Origin of the sequence: Sphingobium sp., from assembly GCF_033795625.1 — a bacterium.
GTDB lineage: Bacteria > Pseudomonadota > Alphaproteobacteria > Sphingomonadales > Sphingomonadaceae > Sphingobium.
Map to the genome: position 1 here is coordinate 60,850 of NZ_JARYGI010000004.1, position 23,123 is coordinate 83,972.

Sequence of the window (23,123 nt, forward strand, 5' to 3'; positions counted from 1 at the left end):
CGCGGCTCAGCGTGAGATGTTAGCGGTCAAACGACGCGTTCCGCCAGAAGCTCGAACTGGTCGCGGACAACGGCCTCATCCTGATCGGTCAGGGTGGTGGGATAGTCGCCAGTGAAGCACGCGTCGCAATATTGCGGACGGATATCCGCGCGTTTTGCCTGTCCCAACGCATTGTAAAGACCCTCGATCGAGAGGAACGAAAGACTGTCGGCGTGGATGAAGTCCTGCATGCCTGGCACGTCCAGCTTGTGCGCCAGCAGCTTTGTGCGTTCCGGCGTATCAACGCCGTAATAGCAGCTGTGTTTCGTCGGAGGGCTGGCGATCCGCATATGCACTTCAGCGGCACCGGCTTCGCGCATCATCTGTACGATCTTGAGGCTCGTGGTCCCACGCACAATGGAGTCGTCGATCAGGACGATCCGCTTGCCCTGAATGAGGGCGCGGTTTGCGTTGTGCTTCAGCTTCACACCAAGGTGCCGAACCTTGTCGCTCGGCTGAATGAACGTGCGGCCGACATAATGCGAGCGAATGATGCCTAGCTCGAAGGGAATGCCGGATTGCTGTGCATAGCCGATCGCGGCTGGTACGCCGCTGTCGGGGACAGGAATGACATAATCCGCTTCGACCGGATTTTCGATCGCCAACTGCGCGCCGATCGCCTTGCGGACGGAATAGACGCTATTGCCTTCCACGATCGAGTCGGGGCGCGAGAAATAGACATGTTCGAAAATACAGGGACGCGGCGAAACGTCGCCGAACGGGCGGTGGCTGCGTATCTCGCCACTCGCCGTAACGATGACCAACTCGCCCGGCTCGATCGAGCGCACATAGTCGGCGCCGACCACATCGAGCGCTACGGTTTCAGAAGCGAAGATGGGCGAGTCGCCCAGCATACCCATTACGAGCGGACGAATGCCGAGGGGATCGCGACAGGCAATCATGCCTTCAGGGGTCATGCAGATCAGCGAGTAGGCGCCTTCGACCTGCTTCAATGCGTCGATGAACTTGTCGAGCAGCGTCCGATATGTGGACGTCGCGACGAGATGAATGATGACTTCCGTGTCCGAGGTCGATTGGAAGATCGATCCGCGCCGCACCAGATCCCGTCGTAACTTAACGGCGTTGGAGATATTCCCATTATGCGCGACGGCGAAGCCGCCCGACGCGAGGTCGGCATAGAGCGGCTGGACATTGCGCAGCGAGGTCTCGCCGGTAGTGGAATATCGCACATGGCCGCAGGCGGCTTCGCCGGGGAGCGCGCGAATCACTTCGTCGCGATCGAAGTTCCCGGCAACGTGGCCCATTGCCCTATGCGTGTGGAAATCATGGCCGTCCCAGCTGGTGATCCCGGCCGCTTCCTGGCCGCGATGCTGAAGAGCGTGGAGACCAAGGGCAACGATCGCCGAAGCCGATTCTGCGCCAGAAATGCCGAAGACGCCGCATTCCTCCCGCAACTTGTCATCATCGAAGGGGTTCGTGGTAAGCATGTGCTATTGGGTCCGCTGCCAATGCGTGATGCCCCCGCGGGGCTCTGCTGAGGGGGCATATAGGTACTCGAGTCTGATTTGTCGCCTACTGTTACAGCAGATGTCATAAAAAAAGGCGATGAGCAGCCTCGCGTCCGTCAAGGCCACTGGTCTTAACTCATGTGCGCGGCTAAAGAGCCCCGGACATGCACGCCTTCGCCAATCCTGCACGGTTCCTGTCCATTGCCAGGCCGCTAACGCCCTGGCTTTTCTGGGCTGGCATTCTTTTGCTCGCGATGGGCTCCGCTTTCGGATTGTCTCTTACCCCTGCTGACTATCTGCAGGGCGAGACGGTGCGAATCCTCTATATTCATGTGCCTGCCGCATGGCTTGGAATGGGCGGGTGGACCGGGATCGCAGTCGCCGCACTGGTGCAGCTCGTATGGCGCCACCCTCTTGCAGCCATAGCGGGAAGAGCGATCGCGGTGCCGGGCGCGCTCTTCACGGCAATATGCCTGATCACCGGCTCTGTCTGGGGCCGTCCGACCTGGGGCACGTGGTGGGAATGGGACGGCCGCATGACGTCGATGCTGGTGCTGTTCTTCCTGTATCTGGGCTATATCGCGCTCGCCAATGCCAGCGCCGGGAACAACGGTGGGGGCGGGGTCAGTCGCGTCACTGCGATCTTCGGGCTGGTGGGTGCAGTGAACATTCCGATCATCAATCGGTCCGTGGTTTGGTGGAACAGCCTGCATCAGGGCCCGAGCATCACGCTCACAGGTTCGACTATCGATAGTTCCATACTATGGCCATTGGGGTTCACTTTATTGGGATTTACGCTGTGGTTCGCTGCCATCGTCCTGATGCGCATGCGTGCCATCCTTGCCGAGACAAAAGTCGAAGCCCGGATGCAGCGGCTGGCGCGTGGTTGATTTCGGGATGAACCCGTGGCCCTTCATCATTGCCGCTTATGGGCTTACATTGGCAGGGACGATCGGCCTCTCGATCGCTAGCTGGCGCGGGATGGTCAGTGCAGAGCGCCGGGCCGACGCCTTGAAGCGGGATCGCTGAGAATATGGCAGTGATCATGAAAGCCAAGCACCAGAGGCTCATCCTTGCCCTCGTGGCGCTCGTGGCGCTCATCGGCGCGGGCTTGCTGGCGGCATCCGCGTTGCGGGATGAGGCGGCTTACTTCTACACGCCGCAAGACGCTCGGTCCAAACCTGTCGAGCAGGGGAAAGCCATTCGGCTGGGCGGAATGGTGGTGAAGGGCAGCTTGAAACGGGCGACGGACGGCGTCACGATCCACTTCGACGTCACAGATAATAAAGCGACGGTGCCGGCAGTCTTCAGCGGGATCGCCCCTGATCTTTTCAAGGAGGGCAGCGGTGTCGTGGCCGAGGGATCCTTTGACGCCAAAGGCACTTTTGTTGCCACCAACCTGCTGGCGAAACATGACGAACGCTACATGCCGCGTGAACTCGACGGCATGAAGTACGACGAGAACTCCCGCCAGTTGACGAGCAGCCCGGTTCAGGCGGCACGGCCGTGATCGCTGAACTTGGGCTTGCGGCGCTCTGGCTTGCGGCCGCCATGGCTTTTCTGCAACTCGGGCTCGTTTACTTTGGGCTTACGACCGATAAAGGCGAGTTGCTGGCCACTGTTCGCCCTGTCGCCGTAATGCAGGGCATTCTGACTGCCTTGTCGTTCTTCCTGCTGGTCGCCTTGTTCCTTCGATCCGATATGTCGGTCGGCCTCGTTGCGACGAACAGCCATTCCGCAAAGCCGTGGCTTTACAAGTTCGCCGGCACTTGGGGCAATCATGAGGGCTCCATGTTGCTGTGGGTGATGGTCATGGGCATTGCCGGAGCCGCAGTAGCGCTGTTCGAACGCGCATTGCGGCGTGACACCCATATGGCAACCTTGGGCGCTCAGGCGCTGATCAGCCTTGGTTTTTACGCGTTCCTGTTATTTTCGTCCAATCCCTTCGCGCGCGCTAACCCGGCTCCGGCCGATGGCCAGGGGTTGAACCCGCTGCTGCAGGACCCCGGCCTCGCATTTCATCCACCAACGCTCTACCTAGGGTATGTCGGGCTCTCGGTGGCCTTCTCCTTTGCAGTCGGCGCTCTGATGACGCGGAACGTCGACGCGACTTTCGCACGAGCGATGCGGCCCTGGGTGCTTGCGGCCTGGATATTGCTGACGTTGGGGATCACGGCGGGAAGCTATTGGGCGTACTACGAGCTTGGCTGGGGCGGCTGGTGGTTCTGGGACCCTGTAGAGAACGCGTCGCTGATGCCGTGGCTCGCGGCGACTGCGCTGCTGCATAGCGTGACCGTGCTGGCGACGCGCGATGCGCTGCGGGCATGGACGATCATGCTGGCGGTTGTCGCCTTTTCGATGTCGATGGTTGGCACGTTCCTTGTGCGCTCCGGCATATTGACGAGTGTGCATGCCTTTGCCGTCGATCCGGAGCGGGGCACATTCATCCTGGGATTGCTTGCGCTTTATATCGGTGGTGCGTTGGCGCTGTTCGGCCTGCGGATTGGCACGGTCAGGGAAGGCGCGCAGTTCGAGCTTGTGAGCCGCGAGACGATGCTCGTGGTCAACAACTTGCTGCTCTCGGTGATCCTGGGGTTGGTGCTGATCGGCACTCTATACCCGCTCATGACGGAAGCTTTCGGGCACAAAGTATCTGTAGGGCCGCCCTATTTTGACCGGATTGCGGGTCCGGTAGCTTTGGCGCTAGTGATCGCCATGGCGGCAGGACCATTGACGCGCTGGCGCAAGGATCAGGCTCGGGCAGTCGCACAGCGCCTGATTGTGCCCGCAACAGTGCTGCTGCTCGCAATTTCCGCAGTAAGCGTATTTGCGTGGGGACGGATCGGCATATTGCCTTTCCTTGGGCTAGTGATAGCCGCGGGCGTCGGTGTGGGCAGTCTTGCTCCATTGTGGAAGCGCAACCTTCGACGCACACCGCTGTTCACCTATGGCATGGTCGTGGCGCATCTGGGATGTGCCGTCAGCCTTGCCGGGATGGCGGCGGACTCGGCTTTTACTGTCGAGAAGCTGGTGGCGGCGCGGCCTGGCGACGTGATCGAAACGGCCGGATGGACGCTCCGTTTCAAAGCGATCAGCCCTATTGCGGGGGATAACTGGACTGCGCTTCAGGGTGATCTGACAGCTTCCCGGGGAGGAGCAGCGGTCGAATTACACCCGCAGGCCCGTTACTTTACGACGCCCCCGACGAATACCACCGAGGCTGCGCTTCTGACTCGATGGAATGGTCAATTATACGTCGTGCTGGGGCAGGAGACCGAAGACGGCCGCTGGCAGTTGCGGGTCTGGTGGAAGCCGTTCGTCACGCTCATCTGGTTGGGCGGCATCATGATTGCCTTTGGCGGCGCACTTTCGCTTGTCGGACGGGAGCGCCGCGGATGGCTGCAAAAGCTGCGGCGGCGTGAGGCACTCATATGAGCCGTTGGGCAATCTGGTTGCCGCTTGGGCTGTTCCTCGCGTTTTTCGCGTTGTTTGCGAGTGGGCTGCTCAAGCCGGACGATCGGCTGATCACATCGAAGATGATCGGAAAGCCGATCCCTCAATTTTCATTGCCGGCAGCGGCCAGTGACCGGCCTACTTTGTCCAGCAAGGATTTGGCGACCGGGAAACCGCGCCTGCTGAACATCTTCGCCAGCTGGTGTGTGCCCTGTGCTGCCGAGTCGCCGCAGTTGATGGCTTTGAAAGCGGCGGGGGCTGAGATCGACGCGGTCGCGATCCGGGATGCGCGTCCCGATGTCGACCAGTTTCTGAAGCGCTGGGGCAATCCCTATTCGCGCATAGGGCTTGATGCCCGCAGCAGCCTGCAGATCGCCATGGGTTCGTCGGGAGTTCCGGAGACCTTCGTAATCGATGGCAAGGGTGTGATAGTCCACCAGCATATCGGCGACATACGGGCCGACGACGTGCCCGTTCTCCTGCAGAAGCTGGCGGAGGCAGGCAAGTGAGGGTGGTGCTGGCAATGGTGCTGCTGCTTATGGCGACGCCGGTTCTGGCGCAATCCGCACTTCCTCCAGCGCCTCTTGCTGACCGGCAACTTGACGACCCGCGGCTGGAAGCGAAGGCCCGTGATCTGATGCTCACCATACGCTGCCTGACCTGCCAGAGCCAGTCGATAGCCGATAGCAACGCCAGCATGGCGGGCGACATGCGCTCCCAGATACGGGAAAGGATTGCTGCGGGCGAAGACCCGGAAGCGATCCGTGGCTGGCTTGTTGATCGCTATGGGGATTGGGTCAGCTACGAGCCGACGGCAGCTCCGATCCTGTGGCCGCTCTGGGCAGCTCCGGTTATCTTGCTGGTGCTCGGCCTGCTGCTGATGCGCGGCCGCATACGACGTAGGAAGAGGACGCCATGACAGGCTGGATAGGCGCCTTCCTGCTGGCATTTGTCGCGTTGGCAGCGCTCCTATGGGCCGGACGCGTGCCCAGGGCGACATGGGAGTTAGTGGCTGCGGCGGTTTTGTGCGGCATCGCCGGATATGCCTGGCAAGGATCCCCGGGTCTTGCAGGCGCGCCACGAACGGCTGCCGATCAGAGCGCCCCGTTCGACGAAAGCCTCGCTGAGCAACGGCGTGCTTTGGGGGAACGCTTCGGGAAAGCGGGCCAGTGGCTCGTTCTCTCGGACGGCCTGGGTCGGCAGGGAAAGACCCAGGAAGCCGCCAATGTGCTGGTTGCGGCAGTCCGGCAGGACCCGAAGGACCCGAACCTGTGGCTTGGCCTGGGCAACGCGCTGGTTGCTCACGCCGGGGGGGTGATCTCACCGTCGGCTGAATTTGCCTTTCATCGCGCGATGGCGATCGATGCAACGGCGCCTGCTGCACCTTATTTTTATGGCCTCGCTTTGGCGCAGTCCGGCCAACTGGACAACGCGCGGAAGATCTGGGCGCCGCTTGCCATGCGCCTGCCGGAGGGCAGCAAGTTGCGCACTGAACTGGAACAAAACCTGCAGATGATCGATAGTCGTCTCGGCGGCTCGTGAGGAAGTTGCCTGGCTTGATATGTTGCGCTGCATCACTGCGCGTGATAGTCGCGGCTTTGCAACTCAGGCCGACGGCATCACGCCCTCTCCAAGGCCGGAAATATATATCATGACATTCGAAACGTCATTTCATGGTTGACCCCGGCCCCAGTCCTGCCGCCGCAGATGACGTGTTGAACGCGGATGCACATGGTGGGCATGGCCATCAGGACGCCACGGTGAAACTGGTCGTCGGAGCGATCGGGATCGTCTTCGGCGATATCGGCACCAGCCCTCTTTATGCGTTCCGGGAAACCTTCGCAGGACATCATAAACTTACGCTTGATCCCGAGCATATTCTTGGCGTCGTCAGCCTGATGTTCTGGTCGATGATGCTGGTGGTTACACTGAAGTACGTTTCGATCATCATGCGGGCCGACAACAAGGGGGAGGGCGGCAGCCTGGCTCTGCTCGCACTGATCAGCGGGCAAACCAAGACGCGCCGCTGGTCGTCCGGGATCGTACTGCTCGGCGTTTTTGCGACTGCGCTGTTCTACGGCGACTCCATGATCACGCCCGCTGTGTCGGTGCTATCGGCGGTCGAGGGACTTGCGGTTTACAACCACGCTTTGGGTCCGCTGATCATTCCCGCAGCAGTGGTGATTTTGCTGGGCCTTTTCTGGATCCAGAGTGCAGGCACAAATCGCGTCGCGACGCTGTTCGGCCCTATAATGCTCTTCTATTTCCTGACCATCGCGACATTGGGCGTACTCAGCATCTGGCAGACGCCGGGAATATTGGTCGCGTTCAATCCCTATTGGGCGCTCATGTTCTTCGTCACTGATCCGCTGCCTGCTTTCCTCGCACTTGGATCAGTGGTGCTGGCAGTGACGGGCGCCGAGGCGCTGTATGCGGACATGGGGCATTTCGGCCGCAATCCGATCCGCATTTCCTGGCTGTTCTTCGTGCTTCCCGCCTTGATGCTGAACTATATGGGGCAGGGGGCGCTACTTTTCCGGGAGGGGCATAGCGCTCTTGTCAGTCCGTTCTACAACCTTGCTCCGCAATGGTTCCAGCTGCCATTGATCGGCATTGCAACGCTGGCCGCGATCATTGCGTCTCAGGCTGTCATATCAGGCGCCTTTTCGGTCACGCAGCAGGCAATCCAGCTCGGCTTCATGCCCCGCTTGCGCATTGCGCATACCAGTGCGTCAACGGCGGGTCAGATCTACATTCCCCTCATCAACTGGGGGCTGATGGTGATGGTCATCCTGCTGGTCCTGAGCTTCCGGACATCGTCCAACCTGACGGCTGCTTATGGTATCGCCGTCACCGGTGCGATGTTCATCGACAATGTGTTGCTGACAGTCCTCGTGTTCCGGCTATGGAAGTGGAACAGGATATGGGCGGTGCTGCTTCTCTCGATATTCTATGTCGTGGATGGGGCCTATCTTGCGGCGAACCTCACCAAGATACCGGACGGCGGCTGGTTCCCGCTGTTCATCGGCTTCATCGTGTTCACGCTGCTGACTACCTGGTCGCGCGGCCGCCAGTTGATGATCGAGCGGATGCGCGAGTCGGCCATGCCCATTCCCGTTTTCATCGCTTCGGCGGCGAATAGTGCGGTGAGAGTGCCGGGGACGGCGGTGTTCATGACATCGACGCCGGACGGGGTCCCGCATGCGCTGCTCCACAATTTGAAGCACAATAAAGTGCTGCATGAGCGCGTTATTCTGCTGACCGTGAAAATCATTGGCGTGCCCGCGGTGCCTGAAGAACATCGGGCGAAGCTGGAGGATCTGGGACGCGGCTTCTTCCGGCTGGTGCTGCATTATGGCTTCATGCAGGAGCCTGACGTCCCACTGGCACTGAAGAACGTCACCCAATGCGGGCAGGCATTCAAGATGATGGAGACGAGCTTCTTCCTGGCACGTCAGACGCTGCTCCCCTCCGCCAGACCGGGTATGCCGATCTGGCGTGAGAAGATCTTTGCGTGGATGCTGCGGAACGCGGAAAGTGCGATGGAATTCTTCCGGCTACCGACGAACCGGGTCGTGGAGTTGGGCAGTCAGGTCGAGATTTGACCGACTGCCCACCGTCGTCAGTTTCGATGCGCGGCCAATCCATTCGCGGCCGAAAGCACGGCCTGAACGGAAGCCGTTGCAACGTCGGCATCCATACCTACTCCGAACACCGTGCGGCCGTCGGGTGTGCGGCATTCGACATAAGCCGCGGCGTTGACGCTCGAACCCACGCCGATCGCATGCTCGCTATAATCGACGACATCCATGTCGATGCCAAGTTCTTCGCGCAGGGCATTCAAAACACCCGAGATCAGGCCGTTCCCGCGCCCCGATATGCTGCGCTCGCCGCCCTCATGACCGATCTTGCCGATGAACACGCGATCCCCTGCGGGCCCAGTCTCCTGATATTCAAGTAGCTTATAAGGCTGGTCCGAGCCGAGGGCATAATGCCGTTCGAATGCTTGCCAGATGTCGGCTGCAACGAGTTCACGGCTGGTGCTGTCGGCGACGTCCTGCACGACGCGACTGAAGTCGGCCTGCATACGCTTGGGCAGCTTCAAGCCCTTATCCTGCTGCAGCACCCACGCGACGCCGCCTTTCCCCGACTGCGAATTGACGCGGATGACCGCCTCATAGCTGCGGCCGAGATCTGAGGGATCGATCGGAAGATAAGGCACGTCCCAGATGTCGTCGTTACGCGCTTCCTGCGCGGCAAAGCCTTTCTTGATCGCGTCCTGATGACTTCCGGAGAAGGCCGTGAACACGAGTTCCCCCGCATAAGGATGACGCGGATGAACGGGAAGCTGGTTGCAATATTCAACGGTCTGGATCACGTCGTCAACATCCGAAAAGTCCAGTTCCGGCGGCACGCCCTGCGTGTAGAGGTTCAGGCCCAGCGTGACGAGATCGACATTGCCGGTACGCTCTCCGTTACCAAACAGGCAGCCTTCTACGCGGTCCGCGCCCGCCATCAAGCCAAGTTCCGCGGCGGCCACGCCCGTGCCCCGATCGTTGTGCGGGTGCAGGGAGATGACAACATGATCGCGCTTGCTGATGTTTTTGCACATCCACTCGATTTGATCGGCGTAGATGTTGGGGGTCGCTGCTTCCACCGTAGCGGGGAGGTTCAGGATCAGTGGCTTGTCGGCGGTGGGCTGAAGGATGTCCATCACCGTTTCGCAGCACTCCAGACTGAAATCCAACTCCGCAGTCGAGAAGGTCTCAGGCGAATATTCGAAGCGCCAGTCCGTGTTCGGCTGCTTGGCGGCTTCGTCCCGCAGGATTTTGGCGGCGTCTATGGCGATCTGCTTGATCTCGCTGCGTTCCATTCCGAATACGATCCGCCGCCATGCGGGGGAAACTGCATTATAGACATGGACGATGGCAGAGCGGGCGCCCTGCAGGCTCTCGAAGCTCTTTTCGATAAGATCACGGCGGGCCTGTGTCAGTACCTGGATAGTGACATCGTCAGGGATCGTGCCCGACCTCACCAGGCCCCTTATGAAATCGAATTCGGTCGCTCCCGCAGAAGGAAAGCCAACCTCGATTTCCTTCACGCCAACCCTCAGCAAAAGATCGAAGAAGCGCTGCTTCTTCTCGGCATTCATCGGGTCGATCAGGGCCTGATTGCCATCGCGAAGGTCAGTCGACAACCAGCGTGGGGCATGGGTGATGGTGCGGGAGGGCCACTGGCGATCGGGTAAATCCACCTGAGGAAACGGGCGGTACTTCTGTGAAGGGTCGATAAGCATCATGGAATTTGGCACTTCTTCCTGCGGCGGCGTAAAGACGCTCGGCCTTGGTCTTCGACGTTTGCGATGAGAGCCCTCAGGCGTTTGGAGCTGCTCTTAAACGAGAAGCAGCGCAATACACACGCCTAAGGGCGTGTAAGTCGTAGCAGGGGAAGAAGCGCGCGCTGCATGATGGGCTGCTTGTAAGGGAAAGTGGTTAAAAAGGTCCAGCCGTTTTTTTACAGGACGGCGAATTGTTTGTCATTTGCGCGGCGTGGGTCGATGTCGCGGAAGGATGGGGAGAGAGTGATTCCCACCTCTCCCCTTGCCCATCATTATTCCTTCTGGAAAGCCGCCGCGATCTTCAACTCGATCTCGTCGCCGACCATCGGCACGCCATAGCCCATGCCAAAATCGCTGCGCTTGATAACGGTCGTAGCGTTGAACCCGACATTCTCCTTGCCGCCCATCTGCGGCACGCCCTTGCCTGCGCCGTAGAAGGCGGCATCCAGAACCACCGGCTTGGTGATGCCCTTGATCGTCAGATTTCCGCTGATATCGGCGGTCGTGCCTTCAACCTTCACGGCAGTAGAAACGAAAGTAGCGGTCGGGAACTTAGCGCTGTCGAAGAACTCGGACTTCATCAGATGCTCGTCGAGTTTCGGAATGCCAGTCCGAAGATTGGCAATGGGGATCGTGATGGAAACCTTCGCCGCTGTCGGGTTCTTCGGGTCGAGGGTCAACGTGCCGGTAGGCGCCGAGATCAAACCCATATTGTTGCTGAAGCCCATGTGATCATAGGCAAACAGGATCTGCGTGTGACCCGAGTCGACAGCATAGTTGCCGCCGGTCACGAGTGCAGGATTGGACGAACCAGGCTTTGCGGGAGCGTTCTGGGCGATCACCGCGGCGCTGCCGAGCAGTGCGACGACGACGGCGGCGGGGAGCAAGGTCTTATGCATCGGCTATCTCCAGTTCAGACAAAAAAGGACGTCGCCATCAATAAGCGACGTCCCTACAACATTCCAGTTGCAAAACGGAATTGATCTGCAACTCAGCGTTTCATCAGAAGATCAGTTCTTATCCTTATCCACCAGCTTGTTCGCGCCGATCCAGGGCATCATGGCGCGGAGCTGAGCGCCTGTCTGTTCGATCGGGTGGGCTGCAGCCAGCTTGCGGCTGGCCTTCAACTCGGGCTGACCGGCGCGGTTGTCGAGGATGAAGCGCTTGACGAAACGGCCCGACTGGATGTCTTCCAGAACGCGCTTCATTTCCTTCTTCGTCTCATCGGTGATGATGCGCGGCCCGGTGTGGATGTCTCCATATTCGGCAGTGTTGCTGATGGAATAGCGCATGTTGGCGATGCCGCCTTCATACATCAGGTCGACGATCAGCTTCACTTCATGAAGACATTCGAAATAAGCCATTTCGGGCGCGTAGCCCGCTTCAGTAAGCGTTTCGAAGCCTGCCTGAATGAGGTGCGTCAGCCCGCCGCACAGCACGGCCTGCTCACCAAACAGGTCGGTTTCGCACTCTTCCTTGAAAGTCGTTTCGATGACACCGGACCGGCCGCCGCCGACGGCCGACGCGTAGGAAAGTGCAACGTCATGCGCGTTGCCCGTCGCGTCCTGCGCGATGGCGATGAGGCAAGGGACGCCCCCGCCACGCACATATTCGCTGCGGACGGTATGGCCAGGGCCCTTGGGCGCGATCATAAAGACGTCGAGATCGGCGCGCGGTTCGATCAGCCCGAAATGGACGTTGAGGCCGTGGGCAAAAGCAAGCGCTGCGCCCTGCTTCATGTTGGCGTGCAGGTCGTCAGCGTAAATCGCAGCCTGATGCTCATCGGGCGCGAGGATCATCACGATGTCGGCCCACGCAGCCGCGTCCGCATTGCTCAGCACCTTGAAGCCCGCGTCCTCCGCCTTCTTCGCAGTGGCGGAACCGGGACGCAGGGCAATTGCGACTTCGCTGACGCCGCTGTCACGCAGGTTCTGGGCATGAGCATGGCCCTGGCTACCATAGCCGACGATAGCGATCTTCTTGCCCTTGATCAGGCCGATGTCCGCATCACGATCATAATAAACGCGCATGATAAGTGTCTTTCCTCTTAAAGCTTGATGGAGTGCGAAGTGGATGCCCAAACGGGCGAATTCAGATGGCGTCCTTGCCCCGGATCAGGCCGACCACGCCGGTGCGGCCGATTTCCACAAGGCCGATCTGCCGCATGAGACCTGCGAAGGTGTCGATCTTCTCGGTGGTGCCCGTGATCTCGAAAATGAAGCTTTCGATCGTCGTATCGACCACCTTGGCGCGAAACACTTCGGCTAGGCGCAGGGCTTCGATGCGGTGGTCGCCAGTGCCTGCAACCTTTACGAGGGCGAGTTCACGTTCGACATAGGGGCCTGCCTCGGTCAGATCTACGACTCTGTGGACGGGAACCAGACGGTCCAATTGCGCCATGATCTGATCGATGATCCGCGGAGGTCCGTTGGTCACGACAGTGATGCGGCTGATAGAGTGATCCTGCGTGATGTCGGCCACAGTCAGGCTCTCGATATTGTAGCCGCGGGCCGTGAACATGCCGGCAATACGCGCAAGGATGCCTGCTTCATTGGCGACGGTCAGCGACAGGACGTGCCGTTCGCTCGGTTCCTCAGTAATGTGCATCAAACCGTCTCTTCGTTATCGTCTTTGTCTTGGTAGTCGCGTTCGACCGAGAGCATGCCTGCAAAGGCATAATGCCATCCGCCGTCGCCACTGCGGTGCGCTATCCGGACGGGGAAACCTACGACCGCATCGAATATGCGGGAGAGGTGTTCCCCGACATAACGGGGGCTGACCAGCAATCGGGCGAAACGCCGCCCGTGATAGTCGAACCCCTGATGCAGCGTCACTTCCCACTCCCCATTCGTTTCGTCTTCGTAATCAACGGTCCAGCCGGTAAGCTCCTGAACGCCGGTCTGGCGTTCAAAGTCCCATGGTTCGTTCACGTGGACAGTAAGCTTGAGGTGGTTGGTCACATGGTTTCTTTCAAACCAGCGCCTTCGCTTCGTCGTCCATCGTGCCCGATACCATCGTCGGGTCAAGCAACATGTCCGTATGGGACGCGCCCGAGGGAATCATCGGAAAGCAGTTGGAAAGTTTCGCCACGCGGCAGTCGACCAACACCGGGCCGGGCGTATCGATCATCTTGCGGATGCCTGCCGCCAATTCCTCATGCGTATCGATCCGCAGCGCGGTCCAGCCATAGGCTTCGGCGAGCTTCACGAAATCTGGCAGACTATCGCTGTAACTCTCTGAATAGCGGCTTTCATATGTCAGCTCCTGCCACTGCCGGACCATGCCCATATATTCATTGTTGAGGATGAAGATCTTGACCGGCAGGCGATATTGCGTCGCGGTGCCCAGTTCCTGGATATTCATCTGGATCGAGGCGTCGCCTGCAATGTCGATGACCAATGCGTCGGGATTGCCTAATTGCGCGCCGATCGCGGCGGGCAGGCCATAGCCCATCGTGCCGAGGCCGCCCGACGTCAGCCATTTGTTCGGATGATCGAAATGGAAGTGCTGCGCCGACCACATCTGATGCTGGCCGACTTCGGTCGTGATGATGACATTCCGATCACGCGTCGCTCCATAGAGATCGGCGATAGCGCGTTGCGGCATGATCTCTTCCCCGGTCTCGACAAAATCGAGACTGCGACGCGCGCGCCAACCTGCGATGCGGGCCCACCATTCGCTGGAGTCGGGCTTGGCATATCCGCGCTTCTTCAGCAGGGCGATCATTTCCGCCATGACGCTGCCTACGTCGCCGATGACCGCAAGGTCGGCGATGATATTCTTGTTCACGGAGCTGCGGTCGATATCGACGTGGATCTTCTTGCTGTCAGGCGAGAAGGCATCGATGCGGCCAGTCACGCGATCGTCGAACCGTGCGCCGAGGCAGAGGATCAGATCGGACTTGTTCATCGCGAAATTCGCTTCGTAGGTCCCGTGCATGCCCAACATGCCGAGCCACTGCTCGCCGGAGGCCGGGTAAGCGCCAAGGCCCATCAGGGTCGAAGTGACAGGCGCACCCGTCATGGCGGCGAGTTCGCGGAGAAGTGATGAAGCTTCAGGTCCCGAATTGATGATGCCGCCGCCAGTGTACAGGATGGGACGTTCTGCCGCCATCAGCATATCGACAGCGGCCTCGATCAGGCGCGGATCGGCTTTGAAGCTCGGGCGATAACTTGGATGATCGATAGTCTCAGGGCGGCCATAAGGCGCCGTGGCAACCTGAACGTCCTTCGGGATGTCGATAACTACAGGGCCGGGGCGGCCGGATGTGGCGATGTGGAAGGCCTCGTGGATAACATGGGCCAACTTCGCCGGCGATTTTACGAGATAGTTGTGCTTGGTGCAGTGGCGCGTCAGGCCAACGGTGTCCGCTTCCTGAAACGCGTCCGTGCCGATCAGGTGGGTAGCGACTTGCCCCGTGATCACGACCATTGGGATCGAATCCATCAGTGCGTCGGTGATGCCGGTGATCGCGTTCGTCGCACCGGGTCCGGAGGTGACCAGAACGACGCCGGGCTTGCCGGTCGAACGGGCATAGCCTTCGGCGGCGTGCGTCGCGGCCTGTTCATGGCGAACGAGGATGTGCCTGATCTTGGGATGGGCGTACAGCGCATCGTAGATGGGCAGGACCGCGCCGCCGGGATAGCCGAACACGACTTCCACGCCCAGATCCACCAGACATTCGCATAGGATATCGGCGCCGCTACGCTCACGCCGTTGTTCAGAGTGGGGGGTACCCGTGCCATATTCCGCCTGCGCAACGGCCTGGAAGTCGGCCACGTCAAATCTCCTGCTATGTTCCTATGCGCCATGGGCCAGTCGTGAGTGGAAGACAAGCCCGTCCTACGTGCTGCCCTGTATGGTATGTAAATATGTTGTCAACAGCGCCTAGCGTAATAAAGTTGCCAGATCATCAATTTTTTTGTTATTTATTTCACTGAAGTGCCGCGGCCAGTGAGGTGGCGGCTGGTTGGTAAACCAGGTGGACTGCCGCTTGGCATATTGTCGAGTAGCCAGGCGGCCGCGTTCGAGCATAGCTGCGAACTCTATTTCGCCAGCTTGCCATGCGGCGATTTCCCGGACGCCGATTGCTCTCATGACGGGAAGAAGCGGATTGAGTTCACGCTGGATCAGGGTGCGAACCTCTTCTGGCGCCCCTTGTTCGACCATGAGGTCGAAACGTGCGTCGCAACGGGCGATCAGCCAGTCACGCGGGGGCAAGAGGATCAAGGGACGCAGCGCAACACTGTCACTGATCCCGCCTTCCTTATGAGCCTGCCAGTCAAAAAGGGTGCGTCCTGTCGAACGTACGACTTCGAGCGCACGGGCCACGCGGGTGGTGTCCGCAGCCGCGAGCCGTGCGGCGGCGGCAGGATCTTCCATTGCGAGGGCCTGATGCGCCTCGGCGACAGGCAAGGCACGCACGGTGGCGCGGATCTCCGGCGCTATTTCGGGCACAGGCGCGATGCCGTCCAGGAGGGTACGGATATATAGGCCGGTTCCACCTACCAGGATCGGCAGTTTCCCCGCTGCATGGGCGGAGGCGATCTCCGCCTTTGCTTCGGCGGCCCAGCGCGGGGCGGAGCAGGCTTCCGCGCCGTCTATATGGCCAAACAGACGGTGCGGCGCGCGTGCCATGTCGTCGGATGAAGGTCTTGCCGACAGGATGGCGAGATCCCGATAGACCTGACTCGCGTCTGCGTTGATGACGATGCCGCCGCTGCGTTCAGCCAATGCGATGGCAAGCGCGCTCTTGCCGCTTGCGGTCGGCCCGGCAATAAGCGCCAGCGGCGGGCGGGATTCGCCGGTTTGATCTGTATCGGGAGTGTCCATGTTCGTTGCGACCTTAGTGGCAAGTGCCGCAATCGGGCAGGGGGATATTGCAGAGGCTCGCGATCGGTTGCTGGCAGCGGGGTGCGTGCCCGGCGAAGATCGGTGGATCGATGCGGATAAGGCTGCGGACCTGTTCTTTGCCGCCGATCCGGTGGCTGCGCGTACGGCGCTGGCCGGTGTCGGTCATGGTGTCGACGTGATCGTGCAGCCGGTCGCATCGCGGGAGAAGAAGTTGATCGTCGCGGACATGGACTCCACGATGATCACGGTCGAGTGCATCGACGAACTTGCCGATTACGCCGGGATCAAGGACAAGATAGCCGAGATCACCGAGCGGGCGATGCAGGGCGAACTGGATTTTGCAGCGGCACTGCGGGAGCGGGTGGCGCTGCTGAAGGGGCTGGACGATGCGGTAATCGACCAGTGCCGGACCGAGCGCGTGAAGATCATGCCGGGGGCGAAGGCGCTAGTCGGGACGATGCGGTCGCGGGGTGCTCGGGCGATATTGGTGTCAGGCGGATTTACGCGCTTTACAGGGCCGGTGGCGGCGGAGATCGGCTTTGACACGGCGGTCGCCAATGTCCTCGATATCGCAGGGGGCAAGCTGACGGGCACCGTGCAGGAGCCCATAGTCGATGCGGCGCGCAAGCGGTTCGAGTTAGGCGCGGCGATGGCGCAGCACCGCCTTGCGCGGGAGGAGACTTTGGCGGTCGGCGATGGCGCGAACGACATTCCGATGATCGAGGCGGCGGGGCTGGGCGTGGCCTATCATGCCAAAGAGAAGGCGCGTGCTGCTGCGGACGCGGAGATCGTGCATGGCGACTTGAGCGTCTTACTATATGCGCAGGGGATCGCGCGGGCGGACTGGGTAGAAGCCACGGCCTAGCCTCGCAGGATTTCCACGATCTGGTCGCCTGCCTGCAACGCCTTCGCGGCTGAGTCCCAGTAGCCGATGGGCTGACTGCCGCGATAAATGCGGAGGGCTACTCCCGTCGTAATTGCCTGCAGTGGCTTCCCTATTTCCTCGGGCGTGACCGTGCGTTCCGACAGCTTCACCCCGCCGCCTGCGGAAGCGAGATCGGCCATGTAGTCGGCAATGTGGTGGCCTGTGCAACTGCTTGCGAGAAGGAGCCCGGCGAAGCTTACCGGGTTGATGACCGTGGTTGCGCCCGCTTGCCTAGCGGGAAGCTGGTTGTCTTCGTTACGGACCACGATGCTGATGGGGATCGTGGGCGCAAGGTGGCGGGCGGTCAGCGTTATCAGGATCGACGCATCGTCACGCCCCGCCGATACGACCATCGAGCAGGCGCGATCGATGCGAACGTCCATCAGGGTGCGATCGCGGGTCGCGTCTCCACACAATATATTGCAGCCCAAGGCTTCCGCTTCGGCAAGGGCCGCTTCGCTGGCATCGATGACGACGATATTGTGGGGGTCATGCCCGCGCGCGAGGAGTTCGCGCACGGCTTCGCTGTTGCTGGTGCCGAAGCCGGCGACGACGATGTGGTTGTCGAGTGCTTGCTGGATGCGGGCCATGCGCCACCTGTAAAGCGTGTTGCGGAGGAAGAAGCTGTACGCCGTTCCGAGGAAGATCAACCAGACGAACAGGCGGATCGGCGTGACGATGAAGGTCTCGAACAGTCGCGTCTGCGGGCTGACCGGGACGATATCGCCATAGCCCACGGTCGTGACCGTGACAGTGGTGAAGTAGAGGACGTCGATGAAGCTGATGTGGTTGTCGAGATTGTCCTTCAGGCCGTCGCGATCGACCCAATGGATGATCAACACGATAGCGATTAGAACCAGGATCAACCCAACACGCCAGGCAAGGTCCGCCCAAGCTGGCAACGAAGATCGCCGACGCAGAAAATGCGCCACGCCGGGCCCGGTGGAGCGCATATCGAGCCGCATCAGCGGTACAGAGTGAAGCGGAGCGGCACGGACCGCATGGTAGCATCCTTGCCATGGGACGCCATCCCCGAGATCAGCTTAATCCTGGAAAGCTGCAGCGAGTGCGGACATCGACCCGTCGTGCGTAAGGTCATAATGCAGGGGTGTGACCGTCACATAGCCTTGCGAAATTGCCTCAAGATCGCTGCCCTCGGGAACGGCATCGCTGTTGCCCAGAGCGAACCAGTAATAGCGGTAGCCGCGAGGATCGGTGCCCTCGACAATGCTGGTCCGGTCAATGTCATGGAAACCCTGTCGCACGACACGGATGCCCTTGACCTCGGCAGGGTCGATGGCGGGGAAGTTCACATTGATCAGCATTCGCTTGCCTGCCGGCATGGCGATCAACGGGCGCAGCACCTTCTCCCCCCATGCTTCGGCGCAGGCGAAGGGAACGTTGTCGCCCATTCCGGCGCGGGAGTAGACCTGGCTGAGGGCAATGGATCGAACACCCGAAATCGCGCCCTCCATCGCGGCCGCGACAGTGCCGCTGTACGTCACGTCTTCGGCAAGGTTAGCGCCCCGGTTGACGCCCGAGAGGATCAGGTCCGGCGGGCAATCCTTCATTATCTGGCCGACCGCCATCATTACGGCGTCGGTCGGCGTGCCGGTGACGCTGTAATGCTTATCGCCGTGCTTGCGGATACGAAGGGGCCGCGTGAGCGTCAGGCTGTGCCCTGCGCCTGATTGCTCTTCCGAAGGCGCGATGATCCAGATGTCGTCCGACAAAGTGCGGGCGATCTTTTCCAGTACCTTCAGGCCAGGAGCGTGCACGCCATCATCATTGGTCAGCAGGATTCGCATATGGAGCCTTGATTATTTGGGGTCGAGCCGCGTGAGGCCGCCCATATAAGGGATGAGGAGGTCGGGAATGATGACGCTGCCATCGGCCTGTTGGTTATTTTCCAGCACCGCCACGAGCGTCCGACCGACGGCAAGCCCCGAGCCGTTAAGCGTGTGCAAAAAGCGTGTCGCCTTTTCGCCCTCCGGCTTGAAGCGGGCATTCATGCGGCGGGACTGAAAGTCACCGCAATTGGAGATACTGCTGATCTCACGATAGGTTTGCTGGCTGGGCAGCCAGACTTCCAGATCGTAGGTCTTGCGGGCGGCGAAGCCCATGTCGCCGGTGCAGAGCAGCACTTTGCGATACGGCAGGTTCAGTGCCTGGAGAATGCGTTCGGCCGCCGCGGTCATGTGCTCATGCTCGGCTTCGGATTGATCGGGCGGGCAGATCGCGACGAGTTCGACTTTCTCGAACTGATGCTGACGGATGTAACCGCGCGTGTCCCGGCCTGCCGATCCGGCCTCGGAACGGAAGCAGGGCGTGAGGGCCGTGAACCGGAGGGGCAAGGTGTCGAGCGGCACGATCTGTTCGCGGACGAGATTGGTGAGGCTGACTTCCGCAGTGGGGATCAGCCAGCGGCCGTCGGTCGTGCGAAACAGGTCTTCGGCGAACTTGGGCAGCTGCCCCGTGCCGTAGAGCGCTTCATCACGAACGAGCAGCGGCGGGTTGACCTCTTCATAGCCATTATCGCCCGTCTGCGTGTTGAGCATGAACTGGGCGAGGGCCCGGTGGAGCCTTGCAAGGGGGCCGCGCAAGGCAGCGAAACGCGCGCCGGACATGTTGGCGGCGCTTTCGAAGTCCAGGCCGAGGGCCGGTCCGAAGTCCGCATGATCGCGGGGCGCAAAGTCGAACGCGCGCGGAGTGCCCCAGCGGCTGACTTCCACATTGTCGTTCTCATCGGCTCCCTGCGGCACATCGTCGGCGGGCAGGTTGGGTATAGCGAGCAGGAGCGCGTCCAGTGTCTCGGCGCTCTTGCGATCCTGCTGCTCCATTTCCGGCAGTCGAGCCTTCAGCGCGGCGACTTCGGCCTTGATCTCTTCGGCGCGGGCACTGTCCTTGGCCGCCATGGCCTGGCCGATGGCCTTGCTGGCTTCGTTGCGACGTGCCTGATTGACCTGAAGTTCAGTCGCGATCGCCCGGCGCGCTTCGTCCGCCGCGAGTATTTCAGCAGATAGAGCGTCAAGCCCACGCTTGGCCAGAGCGGCGTTGAAGGCGGCGGGATTGTCCCGGATGGCGCGGATGTCATGCATGGGCTGCCCCTATGCCGTCCGGCAGTACGCGGTGCAACCCTGCTGGCGCTGGTATGTATGTGAAACTTACAGCTAGGAAAATAGAAAGGGCGGTCCGCTCCCGCAGAACCGCCCTTTCTCCCCCCGGACTTGTTTGGTCAGCCTGCTGCGGTGGCGTCGGCTTGCGCTTTCTTGGCGAAGCGTCGGCGGGCGACAAGCGCTGCGGCGGCTGCGCCGAAGAGCAGCACCATTGGCGGAGCAGGAACATCGGTGCCGCCGCTGCTGCTGCTTGTGCCGCCGCTGCTGCTCGATGACGAAGAGGACGACGAGCTGGAGCTGGACGAACTGCTGCTGGACGAGGAACTGCTGGTCGTCCCGAAGCTTGAGGAAGACGTTGAGCTGGAGACGTTACCGGAAGACGATGACGACACATTTCCCGACGAGGACGATGTCGAACTGACGCCGCCGGTGGATGTGCTGGAGCTGGAGCCACCGGTCGACGTGCTCGATCCGCCGGACGTCGAACTTACGCCGCCAGTAGAAGTGCTGGATCCCCCGGAACTGCTGGAACCGCCGCTTGTCGAGGTGGAGCCGCCGCTGGAGGTGGACGAAACGACTACGCTGCCACCGCCGCCGCCGCTGCCGCCACCACCAAAAAACCCTCCGAAGAATCCACCGCCGCTACCACCGAAGCCGCCGCTCCCACCGACGATGACTGGGCCGCCGCCGCCTCCACCCGATACGAAGGGTGCTTCCGCCATCGCTGGCAAAGGAATGGGCGGGCTCTGCGTGGTGACCGTAACGGTTTGAGGTGCGCAGTTCATCGCGGTGCGGACCACCCGCTTCTTCACGGTGCGGGGCGCATGTCGCTTAACCTTCGCGTGCTTCACCATCTTGAGGCTCTGCACATTGGCTGGGCGCGCAGACTCCGCGACGTGAACGGCGCCGCCGCCGATCAACGCTCCCCCGCAGGTGCAGGCACAAAGTTTCGCAAGCGCCATCCGAACCGACATAGCTTCACACTCTTTTTGTTCATCATACCCTGCCCAGTCGACTGGAGATCGAGCAGGAAGTAACTCCTGAGAGAACAAGCGCAAAAGAAGCCTTAACTGCAACGGCATTAACCGCCTTTCAGAGGGCAGGACCGCCAAAATAGTTGATCTTGTCTTACCAAAGATAGTTAACGTCCCGGATCGGCACAGTATCGAGGGGGCGTCTCAATCGCTCGTATTATCTTAGCAAGGCGGACGGCGCGTTAAAACCTTGCAATCGTCACCATGGGCTTTTGTCGCAGGAACGATTCGGGGCTTCGGACAACCGCTAAAGGGCGCTTGTGTCCGCAGGAAGCGGTAGGTATAGGCCCGCTCAATCATTGTTTAGGCGGCCGGGTTCCCGCCCCGTGCTGGCCTTCGTGTCGGAGAGCTCAATGGCATTGGTCGTGAATTCGGAAGGCGGCGAGGACGCTTCGGCAAAATCGCCTGTCAGCCTTCCGGAGAATTATCGTCCCTCAGCGGACGAAGAGTTCATGAACCCCCAGCAACTCGAATATTTTCGCAGGCGTTTGCTGGATTGGAAGAAGCAGATACTGACCGAGGCCGAGGGGACGCTTGCCGTGCTCCAGAACGAGCCGTTGCGGGAACCGGACCTCAATGACCGGGCATCGAGCGAAACGGACTGGTCAATCGAGCTTCGCACGCGAGACCGGCAGCGCAAGCTGATTTCCAAGATCGATGCGGCCCTGCGACGGATCGACGACGGCGAATATGGCTATTGCGAAGTCACTGGCGAGCCCATTTCGCTGGGGCGGCTGGAGGCGCGGCCGATCGCTACGATGACGGTCGAGGCGCAAGAGCGCCACGAGCGGAACGAGAAGGTTTCGCGGGACGATTAACCGTTCGTCCACTGTCGCAGACTATCGTCCAGCTTCGAAAAGTTCGATCTGGATAGTTGCATTATGAACAGTGGCGAAGAAGAAGTGGGAGAGCGGGGGCCTGCACGCGCATCGAGCCGGGACAGCCTCTTCCTTCTGACAGTCCTGACTGCGCCTGATGGGCAGGATCTGGGCAATGCCCGTGTCAGAAACCTCTCAGCGAATGGGCTGATGGCGGATTGCGAAAATCCGTTCGGGTCCGGCGACCGGGTTTCGATGAAGCTGCGCGGCGTCGGAAATGTCGAGGGCACGATTGCATGGGCAAAAGGCGATCGGATCGGCGTCAACTTCGACGCGCCCATCGACCCGAAGCTGGCGCGCCGTCCGGTCGCGAATACTGGCGGTACTAGTGGAACGCTGCCGGAGTATCTGCGTCCTCCAGTTCAGTCATCCCGCTTGCGCCGCTGAACCAAGGTCGTATTCGACGAACTTTGCAAAATATGTTAAGGGCTGCATGGCTGGACCCCGGTAGACCGGGGACCAGCGCACAGGCAGGCATTCAATGAGGTGCTGACAGCTCTTCCTTGACGCGGAGCTTCCGCTTTTTGAGTGTCGCCAACAATGCGGTGTCAGGCATCGGTCGGCTGATTTCAGCTTTGATCCGCGCTTCGATTCCCGCATGTTTGGCTTGCAGGGCAGAGATGTGGCTGTTGTCCATACTGGTCTCCTTCACTCAATGTGCCGGATCTCGGAATAAATCATGATTCTGGGCGCCTGTCTCGTGCGATTTCATGCGCTGCGACCGATGCGGGCCAATTTGCGACGGCCTGCAATTCGCTTCTGAACAGCAACACGCATTGCACGCGAAGATGGGTTGGGCAATGATGACCTCATGAACCCTGAAGACATCATGCGCAGGCTGGAAATCTTGCGAATCGAACACCGCGATCTGGACTCAGCAATATTGGCCCTGTCGGATAGCGGCACCGGGGATCAGTTACAGTTGGCCCGACTTAAGAAGCGCAAGCTGCGGCTGCGCGATGAGATTGCGGCGCTTGAGGATACGCTGATACCTGACATCATCGCTTAGGCCGGACAA

Annotated in this window: 25 protein-coding genes; 13 read left to right on the forward strand and 12 right to left on the reverse strand. The window is 60.5% G+C overall.

Annotated features, from left to right (window positions below; all coding sequences use genetic code 11):
- Positions 1-26: 26 nt before the first annotated feature.
- Positions 27-1,487 (reverse strand): amidophosphoribosyltransferase, encoded by a 1,461-nt coding sequence (gene purF / locus QHC67_RS03190; RefSeq protein WP_319290881.1) that lies wholly within the window; start codon positions 1,485-1,487, stop codon positions 27-29.
- Between the two features lie 185 nt (positions 1,488-1,672).
- Between purF and ccmC the strand changes: the two genes are divergently transcribed.
- From ccmC to QHC67_RS03230, 8 genes are all read left to right on the forward strand, one after another.
- Positions 1,673-2,398, forward strand: coding sequence for a heme ABC transporter permease CcmC (gene ccmC, locus QHC67_RS03195; protein WP_319290883.1), 726 nt, complete (start codon positions 1,673-1,675; stop codon positions 2,396-2,398).
- Between the two features lie 7 nt (positions 2,399-2,405).
- The gene (locus tag QHC67_RS03200; protein WP_319290886.1) at positions 2,406-2,537 is read left to right on the forward strand and encodes a hypothetical protein; all 132 of its coding nucleotides are present in this window, start codon (positions 2,406-2,408) and stop codon (positions 2,535-2,537) included.
- Positions 2,538-2,553: 16 nt separating this feature from the next.
- Positions 2,554-3,018, forward strand: coding sequence for a cytochrome c maturation protein CcmE (ccmE, locus tag QHC67_RS03205; RefSeq protein WP_319290888.1), 465 nt, complete (start codon positions 2,554-2,556; stop codon positions 3,016-3,018).
- A complete protein-coding gene (locus QHC67_RS03210) occupies positions 3,015-4,943 on the forward strand; it encodes a heme lyase CcmF/NrfE family subunit (protein WP_319290891.1) in 1,929 nt (642 codons plus the stop codon). Before ccmE ends, QHC67_RS03210 begins: the two co-directional genes overlap by 4 nt.
- Complete coding sequence (locus QHC67_RS03215; protein ID WP_319290894.1) at positions 4,940-5,470, forward strand: DsbE family thiol:disulfide interchange protein; 531 nt, start codon at positions 4,940-4,942, stop codon at positions 5,468-5,470. Before QHC67_RS03210 ends, QHC67_RS03215 begins: the two co-directional genes overlap by 4 nt.
- Positions 5,471-5,484: 14 nt before the next feature.
- On the forward strand, positions 5,485-5,880 hold the full coding sequence (locus tag QHC67_RS03220; protein WP_413818483.1) for a cytochrome c-type biogenesis protein CcmH: 396 nt from the start codon (positions 5,485-5,487) through the stop codon (positions 5,878-5,880).
- Complete coding sequence (locus tag QHC67_RS03225) at positions 5,877-6,503, forward strand: tetratricopeptide repeat protein (RefSeq protein ID WP_319290898.1); 627 nt, start codon at positions 5,877-5,879, stop codon at positions 6,501-6,503. Before QHC67_RS03220 ends, QHC67_RS03225 begins: the two co-directional genes overlap by 4 nt.
- Positions 6,504-6,634: 131 nt before the next feature.
- Positions 6,635-8,566 (forward strand): potassium transporter Kup, encoded by a 1,932-nt coding sequence (locus QHC67_RS03230; protein WP_319290900.1) that lies wholly within the window; start codon positions 6,635-6,637, stop codon positions 8,564-8,566.
- Positions 8,567-8,583: 17 nt separating this feature from the next.
- Here QHC67_RS03230 and leuA read toward each other — a convergent pair whose 3' ends face one another.
- The 7 genes from leuA to miaA form a co-directional block, all read right to left on the reverse strand.
- On the reverse strand, positions 8,584-10,260 hold the full coding sequence (gene leuA, locus QHC67_RS03235) for a 2-isopropylmalate synthase (protein WP_319290902.1): 1,677 nt from the start codon (positions 10,258-10,260) through the stop codon (positions 8,584-8,586).
- Between the two features lie 311 nt (positions 10,261-10,571).
- Positions 10,572-11,198, reverse strand: a complete 627-nt coding sequence (locus QHC67_RS03240; RefSeq protein WP_319290904.1) for a YceI family protein — start codon at positions 11,196-11,198, stop codon at positions 10,572-10,574.
- Positions 11,199-11,309: 111 nt separating this feature from the next.
- Positions 11,310-12,329, reverse strand: a complete 1,020-nt coding sequence (gene ilvC / locus QHC67_RS03245) for a ketol-acid reductoisomerase (RefSeq protein WP_319290907.1) — start codon at positions 12,327-12,329, stop codon at positions 11,310-11,312.
- Positions 12,330-12,390: 61 nt separating this feature from the next.
- Positions 12,391-12,906: an acetolactate synthase small subunit gene (gene ilvN / locus QHC67_RS03250; protein ID WP_319290910.1), complete on the reverse strand. Its 516-nt coding sequence runs from the start codon at positions 12,904-12,906 to the stop codon at positions 12,391-12,393.
- Positions 12,906-13,259, reverse strand: a complete 354-nt coding sequence (locus QHC67_RS03255) for a hypothetical protein (RefSeq protein ID WP_319290913.1) — start codon at positions 13,257-13,259, stop codon at positions 12,906-12,908. The genes ilvN and QHC67_RS03255 overlap by 1 nt, the downstream gene beginning before the upstream one ends.
- Before the next feature lie 10 nt (positions 13,260-13,269).
- Complete coding sequence (gene ilvB / locus QHC67_RS03260; protein WP_319291110.1) at positions 13,270-14,991, reverse strand: biosynthetic-type acetolactate synthase large subunit; 1,722 nt, start codon at positions 14,989-14,991, stop codon at positions 13,270-13,272.
- A gap of 195 nt (positions 14,992-15,186) precedes the next feature.
- A complete protein-coding gene (gene miaA / locus QHC67_RS03265; protein WP_319290915.1) occupies positions 15,187-16,131 on the reverse strand; it encodes a tRNA (adenosine(37)-N6)-dimethylallyltransferase MiaA in 945 nt (314 codons plus the stop codon).
- Here miaA and serB point away from each other — a divergent pair.
- Entirely contained in the window at positions 16,130-17,017 is an 888-nt protein-coding gene (serB, locus tag QHC67_RS03270; protein ID WP_319290918.1) for a phosphoserine phosphatase SerB, read from the forward strand. The genes miaA and serB overlap by 2 nt on opposite strands.
- On the opposite strand, the gene QHC67_RS03275 is transcribed toward serB, so the two are convergent.
- The 3 genes from QHC67_RS03275 to serS form a co-directional block, all read right to left on the reverse strand.
- The gene (locus QHC67_RS03275; protein ID WP_413818480.1) at positions 17,014-18,030 is read right to left on the reverse strand and encodes a potassium channel family protein; all 1,017 of its coding nucleotides are present in this window, start codon (positions 18,028-18,030) and stop codon (positions 17,014-17,016) included. The genes serB and QHC67_RS03275 overlap by 4 nt on opposite strands.
- A gap of 90 nt (positions 18,031-18,120) precedes the next feature.
- Positions 18,121-18,885, reverse strand: coding sequence for a 5'/3'-nucleotidase SurE (gene surE / locus QHC67_RS03280; RefSeq protein ID WP_319290923.1), 765 nt, complete (start codon positions 18,883-18,885; stop codon positions 18,121-18,123).
- Between the two features lie 12 nt (positions 18,886-18,897).
- Positions 18,898-20,175, reverse strand: coding sequence for a serine--tRNA ligase (serS, locus tag QHC67_RS03285; RefSeq protein WP_319290926.1), 1,278 nt, complete (start codon positions 20,173-20,175; stop codon positions 18,898-18,900).
- Positions 20,176-20,346: 171 nt separating this feature from the next.
- On the opposite strand from serS, the gene QHC67_RS03290 reads away from it, so the two are divergent.
- From QHC67_RS03290 to QHC67_RS03300, 3 genes are all read left to right on the forward strand, one after another.
- A complete protein-coding gene (locus QHC67_RS03290; RefSeq protein WP_319290929.1) occupies positions 20,347-20,964 on the forward strand; it encodes a hypothetical protein in 618 nt (205 codons plus the stop codon).
- A 616-nt stretch (positions 20,965-21,580) separates the two neighbouring features.
- A complete protein-coding gene (dksA, locus tag QHC67_RS03295; RefSeq protein WP_319290931.1) occupies positions 21,581-22,045 on the forward strand; it encodes an RNA polymerase-binding protein DksA in 465 nt (154 codons plus the stop codon).
- Positions 22,046-22,108: 63 nt separating this feature from the next.
- Entirely contained in the window at positions 22,109-22,492 is a 384-nt protein-coding gene (locus tag QHC67_RS03300; RefSeq protein ID WP_319290934.1) for a PilZ domain-containing protein, read from the forward strand.
- A gap of 91 nt (positions 22,493-22,583) precedes the next feature.
- Here the strand turns inward: QHC67_RS03300 and QHC67_RS03305 are convergent, their stop codons facing one another.
- Positions 22,584-22,742, reverse strand: a complete 159-nt coding sequence (locus tag QHC67_RS03305; protein ID WP_319290936.1) for a YdcH family protein — start codon at positions 22,740-22,742, stop codon at positions 22,584-22,586.
- Positions 22,743-22,916: 174 nt separating this feature from the next.
- Here QHC67_RS03305 and QHC67_RS03310 point away from each other — a divergent pair, with 174 nt between their 5' ends.
- Positions 22,917-23,114, forward strand: a complete 198-nt coding sequence (locus QHC67_RS03310) for a YdcH family protein (RefSeq protein WP_319290939.1) — start codon at positions 22,917-22,919, stop codon at positions 23,112-23,114.
- Positions 23,115-23,123 lie beyond the last annotated feature (9 nt).